Raw genomic sequence first — 12,508 nt, 5'->3', positions numbered from 1 at the left:
CATCCTTTGCCGGCCCTCGTCCCGCCAGCCCCGATTGGTGTCGCCCATTGCGCGCGACAGGCCGTCGCTGGAGCACATCCTTACATGTCGAACCAAAACGATTTCGCCAGCCTCGGGCTGGCCGAACCCCTGCTGCGCGCCATTTCGGAAGCCGGCTACACCACGCCCACGCCCATCCAGGCCCAGGCCATCCCGCAGGTCCTCGGCGGCGGCGACCTCCTCGCCGCCGCGCAGACCGGTACCGGCAAGACCGCCGGCTTCACCCTGCCGGTGCTCCACCGCCTGGCCGCCGAGCACGTCCATCCGCGTACCGCCGGACGGCCGCGCTGCCTCATCCTCACCCCGACGCGCGAACTCGCTGCGCAGGTCGAAGAGTCGGTGCAGACCTACGGCAAGCATCTGCCGCTGACCTCGATGGTGATGTTCGGCGGGGTCGGCATCAACCCGCAGATCGCCGCACTGAAGAAGCGCGTCGACATCCTCGTCGCCACCCCGGGGCGCCTGCTCGACCATGTCGGCCAGAAGACCCTCGATCTCTCGGGCGTCGACATCCTCGTCCTCGACGAGGCCGACCGCATGCTCGACATGGGCTTCATCCGCGACATCCGCAAGATCCTCGCGCTACTGCCGAAGAAGCGCCAGAACCTGCTGTTCTCCGCCACCTTCTCCGACGAAATCCGCGAGCTCGCCAACGGCCTGCTGCACAACCCGGGCTGCGTCGAGGTCGCGCGCCGCAACACCGCCTCCGAACTGGTCGACCAGTCGGTCTACGCCATCGGCCAGAAGCAGAAGCGCGAGCTCCTCGCCTGGTTGATCAAGCAGAATGCCTGGGAGCAGGTACTGGTGTTCACGCGCACCAAGCACGGCGCCAACAAGCTCGCCGAGTACCTCGGCAAGCACGGCATCCCGGCCGCCGCCATCCACGGCAACAAGAGTCAGTCGGCACGCACCCGCGCGCTGGCGGAGTTCAAGGACGGCAGCCTGCCGGTACTGGTCGCCACCGACATCGCCGCACGCGGTCTGGACATCGACCAGTTGCCGCAGGTGGTGAACTTCGAACTGCCCAACGTGCCGGAGGACTATGTGCACCGCATCGGCCGCACCGGGCGCGCGGGCGCCAGCGGCGCCGCGGTATCGCTGGTGGACGGCGAAGAGATGAAATTGCTGGCCGCCATCGAGCGCCTCATCAAACGCAGGATCGAGCGTGCCGTAGCCACCGGCTTCGTGCCTACCGGCGAGCCCGACAATGGCGATGAGCGTCCGCCGCGCAATGCCCCGCGCGCACGTCAGGACGGCAAGCGCCCCGCAGCCCAGGGCAAGCACGCCCGCCCGGCGCCGCGCGCCGAAGCTCACGGCACCCCGTCGCGCAACAAGCCGCGGACACCGGCAGCAAGCAGCGAAGGCGGTCACGGCCGCCAGCAACCTGTCCCTGCGCGCAGGCCCGACCATGCCGCGCCACGCCAGGCCCAGCGCGCCGCCCTGCTCGGCGCCAAGGGTGGCGGCGGCCGCTGAGCACGCCCCGCCCCAAAAGTACGGCCGGCGACCACGCCGGCCTTTTCATTTTGTTGCAACACATCCACGCCATGCTGCAGCAGAATCGGCATCACAGAAAAACCCCATGTCATACATTGACACTTCTGAAGCCCTTGCTGCAAGCGCTCCAGAACAGCCCGCAAGAATTCCGTAAGAGACTGAATCAGAACACCCAAACTCTATTGTGCAGTGCACCATAAAGGACTTGACATCAAGACCTGACTGCCTATAATCGAGACCATGATGCAGCGCAGCACGAAAACCCGGGCTTGCTGCATTGAAGCAAGTCCGCATTCAACCGAGGAGATCCACATGTTTGCTACCCCCGAACAGTTCGCCGCCAGCAACAAGGCCAACATCGAAACCCTGCTGACCCTGGCCAACACCGCCTTCGCCAGCGCCGAGCGCCTCGCCGCCCTGAACCTGAACACCGCCCGCTCCATCCTGGAAGACAGCGTTGCCAACACCAAGGCGCTGCTGACCGTGAAGGACGCGCAGGAATTCATCAACCTGCAGACCTCCCTGGCCCAGCCGCTGGTCGAGAAGGCCGTGGCCTACGCCCGCAACGTGTATGAAATCACCTCCCAGAGCCAGGAAGAAGTCTCCAAGCTGCTGGAAGGCCAGGTTGCCGAGCTGAACAAGGGTGTCGCCTCCGCGCTGGACAAGGCTGCCAAGTCCGCTCCCGCCGGTTCCGACGTCGCCGTGGCTGCCGTCAAGTCCGCCATCGCCGCCGCCAACAGCGCCTACGACAGCATGAGCAAGGCCGCCAAGCAGGTCGCCGAGATCGCCGAAGCCAACGTGGCCGCCGCGACCAACGCCACCGTGAAGGCCGTCAGCACCGGCACCAAGACCACCGCCAAGAAGGCCGCCTGATCAAAGGCGAGTCCCCTGACGGTAAAAGACCCCGCCTGATGGCGGGGTCTTTTTTTGTGCGCGCTGCGCCTGCGCCGGGCGGCGCATGATGCCATCAGCCTTCAGGAGCGCGGTGCGGCTTCCTCACCGGCGCCGCTGAGCACCTTCGCGACGCCACCGTTGGCGGCGTAATGATGAGGAAAGAGGCGCAGCATCTCGCCCTCGATCCATTCCTCCGCCTCACGGTTGATGGCCTCGACCTTGCGTCCCTTGACCTCGATCAGCGGGCCGATGCTGACGACAATCTCGCCCGGGCGCTTGAAGAAGGCATTGCGCCGCCAGAACTCGCCGGCGTTGTGGGCCACCGGCACCACCGGCACGCCGGCGCGGCGGGCAAGGAAGGCGCCACCAATCTTGTAGCGCCGCGTCGTTCCCGGCGCCACCCGGGTACCTTCGGGGAACACCGCCACCCAGTAGCCCTCGCCGAGGCGCGCCCGCCCCTGTTCGACCACCTGCGCAAGCGCATCCTTGCCGGCCTTGCGGTCGATGGCGATGCCGGGGATCTGCGCCAGCCCCCAGCCGAAAAAGGGAACCCGCAGCAGCTCGCGCTTGAGCACGTAGCACAGCGGCGGAAAGATCACCTGCAGGGCGATGGTCTCCCACGCCGACTGGTGCTTGGCAAGGATCACCGCCGGGCCGGCGGGGATGTTCTCGGCGCCGATGACGCGGTAGCGGATGCCCAGCAGATGCCAGATGAACCAATTCACCAGCGGCGCCCACGAGGTGATGATGCGGTGGCGCATGCGCGCAGGCAGCGGAAAGGTGAGGAAGCCGAACAGGGCGTAGGGCGGCGTCACCACCACCAGGACGATGGCAAAGAGAATGGAGCGAAGGACGAACACGTTGTCGGTATTCCGCGCTAGGTCAGGAGGGAACGGGCCGCGAGACCCCGTTCAGGCGATGAGGTCGGCGACCACCGTGGCCAGATCCGGGTAGATCAGCGTACCCGCCGGCAGTTCAGGATCCTCATGGGTCTTCTGGCCCTTGCCGGTGAGCACCAGATAGGGCTTGCAGCCCACCGCCACGCCAGCCTGCAGGTCGCGCAGGCTGTCGCCGACCACCGGCACGCCGGCCAGCGGAATGTTGAAGCGCTCAGAGATCTGCACCAGCATGCCCGGCCGCGGTTTGCGGCAATCGCAGGTGGAGTCCGCCGCGTGGGGGCAGAAGAAGATCGCATCGAGACGGCCGCCGACCTGGGCCAGACTCTTGACCATCTTCTCGTGGATGGCGTTGAGGGTATCCATGCCGAACAGGCCACGCCCGACACCGGACTGATTGGAAGCCACCACCACCCGCCAGCCCCACTGATTGAGGCGGGCGATGGCTTCCAGCGAGCCGGGGATGGGCTTCCACTCCTCGGGCGACTTGATGAACTGGTCGGAGTCGTAGTTGATGACGCCATCGCGGTCGAGGATGATCAGCTTCACGGCAGGGCCCTCAGGCGGACAGGCGGGAGATGTCGGCGACGCGGTTCATCAGCCCGGCGAGCTGGTTGAGCAGCGCCAGCCGGTTGGCGCGGGTGAGCGGCTCCTCGGCCATCACCATGACACCGTCGAAGAAGCGGTCGACGGCCTCGCGCAAACCGGCGAGCACGCACAGCGCCTCGGTGTAATTCTCGTTGTCGACATGAGAGCGCAGCAGCGGGGCGACCTCCACCACCTGATGGAAGAGCGCCTTCTCGGCCTCCTCCTGCAGCAGCGCGATGTCGGGCTCGCCGGGACTGACCGCGGCCTTCCTGAGAATGTTGACGATGCGCTTGTTGGCTGCGGCCAGGGCCTCGGCCTCGGGCAGCGCACGGAAGGCTTCCACGGCGGCGAGCTTGGCCGGCACCAGGTCGATGCGCGCGGGCTTGAGCGCCAGCACCGCGTCGATCACCGCAACGTCGCGGCCGCTCTCACGCAGGAGATGGCGGAGGCGTTCGAGCATGAACTCCTCGAGCTGCGCGGCGAAACCCTCGGCAGTGAGCAGGCCGGGCTTGAAGCCGGCTGCGGCGGCGGCGATCAGCGCCGGCAGCTCGAGCGGCAGCGGCGTCTCCATCAGGATGCGCAACACCCCCAGCGCCGCGCGGCGCAGCGCAAAGGGATCCTTGTCGCCGGTGGGCACCATGCCGATGCCGAAGAAGCCGACCAGCGCATCGAGCTTGTCGGCCAGCGCCACGGCGGCGGCAACATTGCCCGCGGGCAGGGCATCGCCGGCAAAGCGCGGCTGGTAGTGAGCCTGGATGGCGTCGGCGACCACTTCGCCCTCGCCGTCGGCGAGCGCGTAGTAGCGCCCCATGATGCCCTGCAGCTCGGGGAACTCGCCCACCATGTCGCTGACCAGGTCGGCCTTCGCCAGACGCGCGGCGCGGCTGGCCGCCGCCGCATCGGCGTGCAGGCGGGTGGCGATGGTGCCGGCGAGCGCTTCCAGACGCTCAACGCGTTCGAGCTGGCTGCCGAGCTTGTTGTGATAGACCACCGGCGCCAGGCGCGGCAGGCGGGCAGCGAGCTTCTGCTTCTTGTCCTGCTCGAAGAAGAAGCGCGCGTCGGACAGGCGCGGACGCACCACGCGCTGGTTGCCGGTGATGATGTTGGTGGGGTCCGCCGGGCGCATGTTGGAGACGATGAGGAAGCGGTTGAGCAGCTTGCCGTCGGTGTCGAAGAGGGGGAAATACTTCTGGTTGGCGCGCATCGTCAGGATCAGGCATTCCTGCGGCACGGCAAGGAACTCGGCTTCGAACTCGCCGACGAAGACCGTCGGCAGCTCCACCAGCGCGCTGACCTCGTCGAGCAGGTCGGCGTACTCGCCGAGCTGCGCACCCTGGCGGGCGGCTTCACCGCGCAACTGGCGGTCGATGTCGGCGCGGCGCTCGGCGAAGCACGGAATGACCTTGCCCTCGGCGAGCAGGGTAGGCTCGTAGGCCTCGGCGCTGGCGATGTCGATGTCGCCGCGGCTCATGAAGCGATGCCCGCGCGTCGTCCGCCCGGCGTCGAGATCGAGGACGCGACCCGGCACCACCTCGGCGCCATGCAGCAGGGTGAGCTTGTGCACCGGACGCACGAAGGTCGCATCGCCATCGCCCCAGCGCATCACCTTGGGAATGGGCAGGGCCTTCACCGCATCCTGGACGATGCCGGCGAGCACTTCGGCGAGTTTTGCGCCGGGAACCAGCGCAGTGTGGAACAGCGCTTCGGCCTTGCCGTCCATGCGGCGCTCGAAACCCGCCACAGCGTCGGCCGCAATACCCTTCGCCTCCATCTTCTTGAGCAGCGCGGGGGTGGGCCTGCCGTCGGCGTCCAGCGCCACCGATACCGGCATCAGCTTTTCGGTGACTTCCTTCGCCGCGCCTTCGGCGGCGACGTCGGCAACCGTTACCGCCAGGCGGCGCGGGCTGGCGTAGCAGCGGCTGACCGCCGCATCGGCGGCCAAGCCCTTGGCCTTGAGGCCTTCGACGATCTTCGCGGCGAAGGTCTCGCCCAGGCGCGGCAGGGCCTTGGGCGGCAGTTCCTCGGTGAGCAGTTCGACCAGCAGGGTCGCGCGATGGGTGGTGGCGCTCATCACACGGTCTCCTTGTTGTTCAGCATCGGGAAGCCGAGCGCTTCGCGGGATTCGAAATAGGCCTGCGCCACCGCGCGCGACAGGTTGCGGATGCGGCCGATATAGGCGGCGCGCTCGGTCACCGAAATGGCACCGCGGGCGTCGAGCATGTTGAAGGTGTGCGCACCCTTGAGCACCATCTCGTAGGCCGGCAGGGCGAGACCCGCTTCCATCAGGCGCCTGGCCTCGGACTCGTAGTTGCCGAACAGCGAGAAGAGGAAATCGACATTCGAGTGCTCGAAGTTGTACTTCGACTGCTCGACCTCGTTCTGGTGATAGACGTCGCCGTAGGTGACCTTCGAGCCGTCCGGATACACCGCCCAGGTCAGGTCATAGACGTTTTCCACGCCCTGCAGGTACATCGCCAGGCGCTCCAGGCCGTAGGTGATCTCACCGAGCACCGGTTTGCAATCCAGCCCGCCGACCTGCTGGAAGTAGGTGAACTGGGTCACCTCCATGCCGTCCAGCCACACTTCCCAGCCCAGTCCCCAGGCTCCCAGGGTGGGGTTCTCCCAGTCGTCCTCGACGAAGCGGATGTCGTGCACATTGGGGTCGATACCCAGCGCGCGCAGGCTGTCGAGGTAGAGCTCCTGGATGTTGAGCGGCGAGGGCTTGAGCACCACCTGATACTGGTAGTAGTGCTGCAGGCGGTTGGGATTCTCGCCATAGCGGCCGTCCTTGGGGCGGCGCGAAGGCTGCACGTAGGCGGCATTCCACGGCTCGGGGCCGATGGCGCGCAGGAAGGTGGCGGTGTGCGAGGTGCCCGCCCCCACTTCGAGGTCGTAGGGCTGGAGCAGCACGCAGCCGCGCTCGCCCCAGAATTGCTGGAGCGTCAGGATGACTTGCTGGAAGGTCGGTTTCTGAAGGGACATGGTCTCGGGCGGCGCCTGCCGCGCTGCGAACGCAAAGACGTCGATTTTACTGGCATTTGGCAGCGCGCGGGGTTCGCCCGTAGCGCAGCGCCAGCGCAGCGCCAGCGCGGCACCGAGCACGGCGAGCAGCACGGCAGCCCAGTCACCCCAGCGCGCATAGGGCGTGAGTCCCTGGTAGCCACGCACTTCGGCATGCAGGGCGCCAGCAGTAAACGGTGGCAGTACGGCCTGCACCTCGCCGTCGGGGAGGATCACCGCGGTCATCCCGGTGTTGGTGGCGCGCAGCATTGGCCGCCCGCTCTCCAGCGCGCGCATGCGGGCAATCTGCAGATGCTGCGGCTGGGCGAAGGAATCGCCGTACCAGGCCAGATTGGAGAGATTGAGCATCAGTGTGGCCGCCGGCAGCGCGTGCCGCAGCTCGGCACCGAAGAGGTCTTCGTAGCAGATGTTCACCGCCACCCGCTGCCCGCCGAGCTGCATCGGCGGCTGATTCGCCGGCCCGCGGCTCTGGTTCGACATCGGAATGTCGGCAAGGCGGTAGAACCAGCCGAACAGCGGCGGGCTGTACTCGCCGAAGGGCACCAGATGGCGCTTGGCGTACCACTGCGCGGGCGAGACCCCGATGCTGATCGCAGCGTTGTGGATGCGCCCGTCGCCATCGCGGGTGAACACCCCCAGCACGAGGTCACCGCCGGCGGCGCGCATGCGTGCCTGCAGGTGCTCCAGATAGCCTTCGGGGAGATGCTCGGCAAGCAGCGGCAAGGTGGTTTCGGGTAACACCACGAGTTCGGCCGGATTCTCCGCGACGAGGCGCAGATTGACCTCCAGCCAGTCCTGCAGGAGTTCGGGCTGCCACTTCAGCCCCTGTTCGATGTTGGTCTGCAGCAGCGCGACGCGCAGCGCCTCGCCGTGCGGTGTGCTCCATGCCACCCGCGCCAGCCCGCCGCCGAGCACCAGCACAGCGCCCAGCACGGCCACGGAGCGCCCCGCCCGCCGCAGCGTGCGCCAGGGCGTAAAGGCCAGCAGGGCGGCGACCAGCGCGACCACGCCGCCGGTACCGAGGACGCCGAGCAGCGGCACGAAACCGGCCAGCGGGCTGGGCGGAGTCTGGGTGTAGCCCACCGCCAGCCACGGAAAGCCGGTCAGCACCCAGCTGCGCAGCCACTCGCCGAGCAGCCACAGGGCGGCAAACAGGACTGCGGGGGCAAGGGTGCCGGCGGCCGGCCGCAGGCGCACGAAGAGCGCCCCGACGAGCGCCGGGAAGAGCGCCAGCAGGGCGCAGAAGAGCACGATGGCGAAGCCCGCCAGCGGCGCCGGCATGCCGCCGTAGCGGTTGAGGGCGACGTACAGCCAGGACACCCCGGCAAGAAAGGCACCCAGCCCCCAGAGGAAACCGAGCAGGAAACCGCCGCGCACGCGCTGCGCACGCCCGAGCGCCGCGGCGAGCACCGCCAGCGCCGGGAAGATGAGCACGAACAGCCCGAACGGCGCATAGGCCAGCACCGCGAGGGCGCCGGCAAGGAAGCTGGCCAGGGCGGCGAGCGGCATCAGTCGCCGACGGCCTCGGGCGGCGGCGCGCAGCGCTCCACCAGCAGGGTGTGCACACGGCGGCTGTCGGCGCGCAGCACCTGGATCTTCAGCCCTTCGACGACGATGCTCTCGCCGCGCTTGGGCAGGCGCCCGAGCTGACGGATGACCAGTCCGCCAACGGTGTCGTACTCTTCGTCGGACAGATGGGTGTCGAAGGCGGTGTTGAAATCGACGATCTCGGTGGTGGCCTTGACGCGGTAGCGCCCCTGCGCATCCAGGCGGATGCTGTCGCCGGCCTCGTCGAAGTCGTATTCGTCCTCGATGTCGCCGACGATCTGTTCGAGCACGTCCTCGATGGTCACCAGCCCGGCCACACCGCCGTATTCGTCGACGACGATGGCCATGTGGTTGCGGCTGACGCGGAACTCGCGCAACAGCACGTTGAGGCGCTTCGATTCGGGCACGAAGACCGCGGGGCGGAGCATGTCGCGCAGGTCGAATTCGCGCCCGGCGAAGTAGCGCAGCAGGTCCTTGGCGAGCAGGATGCCGGCGACGTCGTCCTTGCCATCGCCGACGGCGGGGAAGCGCGAGTGCGCGGTATCGATGACGAAACCGGCGATCTTGTCGATGGGATCGTCGAGATGGATGAGGTCCATCTGCGCACGGGGAATCATCACGTCGCGCACCTGCATGTCGGAGACCTGCAGGGCGCCCTCGATGATGGACAGGGCATCGGCATCGAGCAGATTGCGCTCGAAGGCCGAGTGAAGCAGCGCGAGGAGTTGTTCGCGATCTTCCGGCTCGCGCATCAGAAGTGCCGAAAGTCGCTCAAGTAATGAGGGCTTGCTAGGGGAACTGTCCATGTCGGGTGGTTGGTAAGGAGTCAGGGGTGCACAGCGTCAAGCACGAATCGTGCTGCCCTGTTCACCCCTGACGCCTCACGCGGGCACCGCCCCCTCAGGCATAGGGGTCGGCATGGCCGAGAGCGGCCAGGATCTCCGTTTCCAGCGCTTCCATGATGGCCGCTTCGGCCTCGTCTTCATGATCAAAACCCTGCAGATGCAGCATACCATGCACCACCAGGTGGGCGTAGTGCGCCTCCAGGTCCTTGCCCTGCGCAGCAGCTTCGCGCACCACCACGGGGACGCAAAGCACCAGATCGCCCGCCAGCGGGGCATCGCCGCCGTCCTCGCCATAGACGAAGGTGAGGACGTTGGTGGCGTAGTCCTTGCCGCGGTAGTCGCGGTTCAGCGCCCGCCCCTCGGCCTCGCCCACCAGCCGGATGGTGACCTCCGCATCACGGCGCAGCGCCGCCTGCGCCCAGCGCCGGAAGCGGTGCTTCTTGGGCGCCTGCGCCTTGTCGGCATCGTCGAGGGCCTTCTGCACGGTCAGTGCCAGATGGGGTTCGAGCGGTGCCGCGGGAAGTTCGCCAAGCGCCAGCGGCTGCATGTCGTGGTGCACGTCGACGCGCAGGGTGAGCAGATTGCACGCGCTCGGTTGCACGCTGATGACGGGCGTGCCCTCGTCGGAGATGGCCTCGACATCGACATCACCCCAGGCCATGTGGGGAAAGTCGAGCACCATGCGGCGGCCGCGGCCGAAATCGATCTCGATGCGCTCGGCAGCGATGCGGGTGCGCTTGCCGTCGGCGCCGAGAGCGACGACCCTGGGGTATTCAGGCTTCGCGGCCATCGCCGGCGTCCTCTTCCTTGCGGCGCGCGCGCGCCTCGCGCGCGGCCTGGTTGTCATAGGCCTCGACGATGCGCATCACCAGCGGGTGACGCACGACGTCTTCCTTGTGGAATTCAGTAAAGGCGATGCCGCGCACCTTTGCCAGCACCTCACGCGCCTCCAGCAGGCCACTCTTCGCGCCGCGGGGCAGATCGACCTGCGAGGGATCGCCGGTGACCACCGCCTTGGCGCCGAAACCGATGCGGGTGAGGAACATCTTCATCTGCTCGGGCGTGGTGTTCTGCGCCTCGTCGAGGATGATGAAGGCGTGATTGAGGGTACGCCCGCGCATGAAGGCCAGCGGCGCCACCTCGATGGCGCCGCGTTCGAAGAGCTTGCCTGCGCGATCGAAGCCCATCAGGTCGTACAAGGCGTCATACAGCGGGCGCAGATAGGGGTCGACCTTCTGCGCCAGATCGCCGGGCAGGAAACCCAGGCGCTCGCCGGCCTCGACCGCGGGACGGGTGAGGATGATGCGCTCGACCTTCTCGCGCTCGAAGGCATCCACTGCGCTGGCCACCGCCAGATAGGTCTTGCCGGTACCTGCCGGGCCGATGCCGAAGGTGATGTCGTGGTCCTGGATGTTGCACAGGTACTCCACCTGGCGCGGCGTGCGCCCGTGCAGCTCGTGCTTGCGGGTGAGCAGCACCGGCGCGGCGCTGCAGCCGGCCTCCGGCGCCTGGCCGCGGGCGACGATCTCGATCAGCGCCAGCTGCAGGTCATCCACCGACAGGTGATCGTCGGCGCGGGCATAGAAATGCTCCAGCGCCTCCACCGCACGCAGCCGCGCAGCATCCTCGCCACTCACCGTGAAACACTCGCCACGACGGGCGATGCCCACGTCCAGCGCCCGTTCGATCTGGCGCAGGTTCTCGTCGAGCGCGCCGCACAGGTTGGCCAGGCGCTCGTTATCGACCGGCTCCAGCACCACTTCGGTGGTCTGCGTCATTCAGGATTCCCGTACCAGGATCTCGCCGCGCAGGCTGTGCGGCAGCGCGGCGGTGATGGTGACATCGACGAACTGGCCGATCAGGCGGTCGCGATTCGGCGAGAGCGCAGGAAAGTTCACCACGCGGTTGTTCTCCGTGCGCCCGGCAAATTCGTCGGGGTCTTTCTTCGACGGCCCCTCGACCAGGATGCGCTGCACGCTGCCGACCATCGCCGCGCTGATCGCCTGCGCCTGGCTGTCGAGCTGCTTCTGCAGACGTGCCAGCCAGCGCAGCTTGGTCTCCTGCGGCACCGGGTCTTCCAGATCGGCCGCCGGGGTGCCGGGTCGCGCGCTATAGACGAAGCTGAACGAGGTGTCGAAGTTGAGCTCCTCCACCAGCTTCAGGGTCTTCTCGAAGTCCTCCTCGGTTTCGCCCGGAAAGCCGACGATGAAGTCCGAGGACAAGGACAGATCGGGGCGTGCCGCGCGCAGCTTGCGCACCACCGACTTGAACTCCAGCACCGAGTAGCCGCGCTTCATCGCCGCCAGCACGCGGTCGGAGCCCGACTGCACCGGCAGGTGCAGGTGGGAAACCAGCTTGGGGATCTTCTCGTAGGCCTCGAACACCCGTGGCGTCATCTCGCGCGGATGCGAGGTGGTGTAACGCAGGCGCTCGATGCCGGGGATCTCCGCCACGCATTCGAGCAGGAAGCCGAAGTCGCCGGTTTCCTCGCCCGCTTCGCGCGACAACACGCCGCGCCAGGCATTGACGTTCTGCCCCAGCAGGGTCACTTCCCTGACCCCCTGTGCCGCCAGCCCGGCCACCTCGGCGAGGATGTCGTCCAGCGGGCGCGAGACTTCCTCGCCGCGGGTATAGGGCACCACGCAGAAGGTGCAGTACTTGGAACAGCCTTCCATGATCGACACGAAGGCGCTCGCCCCTTCCACCCGCGCCGGCGGCATGGCGTCGAACTTCTCGATCTCCGGGAAGGAGATATCCACCTGCGAGCGCCCGGAAGCACGCCGCGCCTCGATCAGCTTGGGCAGGCGGTGCAGGGTCTGCGGGCCGAACACCACGTCCACATAGGGCGCGCGCGCGACGATGGCCTCGCCCTCCTGGCTCGCAACGCAGCCGCCCACGCCGATGATCAGTCCCGGCCTGGACTGCTTCAGGTGCTTCACGCGCCCGAGGTCGTGGAACACCTTTTCCTGCGCCTTCTCGCGCACCGAACAGGTGTTGAAGAGGATCACATCCGCCTCTTCCGGGTTGTCGGTCTTCTCCAGCCCTTCGGCCACACCGAGCACATCCGCCATCTTGTCGGAGTCGTACTCGTTCATCTGGCACCCGAAGGTGCGGATGTAAAGCTTCTTCATCTGCGCTCGCTGTTGACGCGGTAAATCATGAGCCGTTATATTAGCAGGCTTG

Annotated in this window: 10 protein-coding genes and 1 pseudogene; 2 read left to right on the top strand and 9 right to left on the bottom strand. The window is 67.3% G+C overall.

All coding sequences use genetic code 11. The features are described 5' to 3' along the window. Positions 1-84: 84 nt before the first annotated feature. Both C8261_RS07250 and C8261_RS07245 read left to right on the top strand, forming a co-directional pair. A complete protein-coding gene (locus tag C8261_RS07250; protein WP_107493006.1) occupies positions 85-1,512 on the top strand; it encodes a DEAD/DEAH box helicase in 1,428 nt (475 codons plus the stop codon). A 327-nt stretch (positions 1,513-1,839) separates the two neighbouring features. Then, positions 1,840-2,406, top strand: a complete 567-nt coding sequence (locus tag C8261_RS07245; RefSeq protein ID WP_107493254.1) for a phasin family protein — start codon at positions 1,840-1,842, stop codon at positions 2,404-2,406. Positions 2,407-2,507: 101 nt separating this feature from the next. Here C8261_RS07245 and C8261_RS07240 read toward each other — a convergent pair whose 3' ends face one another. The 9 genes and pseudogenes from C8261_RS07240 to miaB all read right to left on the bottom strand — a co-directional run bounded on the left by C8261_RS07240 (position 2,508) and on the right by miaB (position 12,456). After that, entirely contained in the window at positions 2,508-3,287 is a 780-nt protein-coding gene (locus C8261_RS07240; protein ID WP_107493005.1) for a lysophospholipid acyltransferase family protein, read from the bottom strand. 51 nt (positions 3,288-3,338) lie between these two features. Then, on the bottom strand, positions 3,339-3,872 hold the full coding sequence (gmhB, locus tag C8261_RS07235) for a D-glycero-beta-D-manno-heptose 1,7-bisphosphate 7-phosphatase (RefSeq protein WP_107493004.1): 534 nt from the start codon (positions 3,870-3,872) through the stop codon (positions 3,339-3,341). A 10-nt stretch (positions 3,873-3,882) separates the two neighbouring features. After that, positions 3,883-5,982 (bottom strand): glycine--tRNA ligase subunit beta, encoded by a 2,100-nt coding sequence (gene glyS, locus C8261_RS07230; protein WP_107493003.1) that lies wholly within the window; start codon positions 5,980-5,982, stop codon positions 3,883-3,885. Continuing rightward, positions 5,982-6,893, bottom strand: coding sequence for a glycine--tRNA ligase subunit alpha (gene glyQ / locus C8261_RS07225; RefSeq protein ID WP_107493253.1), 912 nt, complete (start codon positions 6,891-6,893; stop codon positions 5,982-5,984). Before glyQ ends, glyS begins: the two co-directional genes overlap by 1 nt. 240 nt (positions 6,894-7,133) lie before the next feature. Beyond that, a pseudogene (lnt, locus tag C8261_RS07220) lies at positions 7,134-8,441 on the bottom strand (apolipoprotein N-acyltransferase); the annotation flags it as partial. Beyond that, on the bottom strand, positions 8,441-9,286 hold the full coding sequence (locus C8261_RS07215) for an HlyC/CorC family transporter (RefSeq protein ID WP_107493002.1): 846 nt from the start codon (positions 9,284-9,286) through the stop codon (positions 8,441-8,443). The gene C8261_RS07215 and the pseudogene lnt, both read right to left, overlap by 1 nt. A 94-nt stretch (positions 9,287-9,380) precedes the next feature. Beyond that, positions 9,381-10,115: an rRNA maturation RNase YbeY gene (gene ybeY, locus C8261_RS07210; RefSeq protein ID WP_235864865.1), complete on the bottom strand. Its 735-nt coding sequence runs from the start codon at positions 10,113-10,115 to the stop codon at positions 9,381-9,383. After that, positions 10,099-11,103, bottom strand: coding sequence for a PhoH family protein (locus C8261_RS07205; RefSeq protein WP_107493000.1), 1,005 nt, complete (start codon positions 11,101-11,103; stop codon positions 10,099-10,101). Before C8261_RS07205 ends, ybeY begins: the two co-directional genes overlap by 17 nt. Then, a complete protein-coding gene (miaB, locus tag C8261_RS07200) occupies positions 11,104-12,456 on the bottom strand; it encodes a tRNA (N6-isopentenyl adenosine(37)-C2)-methylthiotransferase MiaB (protein ID WP_107492999.1) in 1,353 nt (450 codons plus the stop codon). It lies immediately after the preceding gene. Positions 12,457-12,508 lie beyond the last annotated feature (52 nt).

It is taken from the genome of Pseudothauera lacus (assembly GCF_003034845.1).
Classification (GTDB): Bacteria; Pseudomonadota; Gammaproteobacteria; order Burkholderiales; family Rhodocyclaceae; genus Pseudothauera; species Pseudothauera lacus.
This window is presented reverse-complemented; position numbering and strand designations above follow the sequence as displayed.

Bases quoted from the DNA above. Each gene is read 5' to 3' on its own strand.
- C8261_RS07250 (WP_107493006.1), top strand. From the start codon at position 85: ATGTCGAACCAAAACGATTTCGCCAGCCTCGGGCTGGCCGAACCCCTG.
- glyS (WP_107493003.1), bottom strand. From the start codon at position 5,982: ATGAGCGCCACCACCCATCGCGCGACCCTGCTGGTCGAACTGCTCACC.
- glyQ (WP_107493253.1), bottom strand. From the start codon at position 6,893: ATGTCCCTTCAGAAACCGACCTTCCAGCAAGTCATCCTGACGCTCCAG.
- C8261_RS07215 (WP_107493002.1), bottom strand. From the start codon at position 9,286: ATGGACAGTTCCCCTAGCAAGCCCTCATTACTTGAGCGACTTTCGGCA.
- ybeY (WP_235864865.1), bottom strand. From the start codon at position 10,115: ATGGCCGCGAAGCCTGAATACCCCAGGGTCGTCGCTCTCGGCGCCGAC.
- C8261_RS07205 (WP_107493000.1), bottom strand. From the start codon at position 11,103: ATGACGCAGACCACCGAAGTGGTGCTGGAGCCGGTCGATAACGAGCGC.
- miaB (WP_107492999.1), bottom strand. From the start codon at position 12,456: ATGAAGAAGCTTTACATCCGCACCTTCGGGTGCCAGATGAACGAGTAC.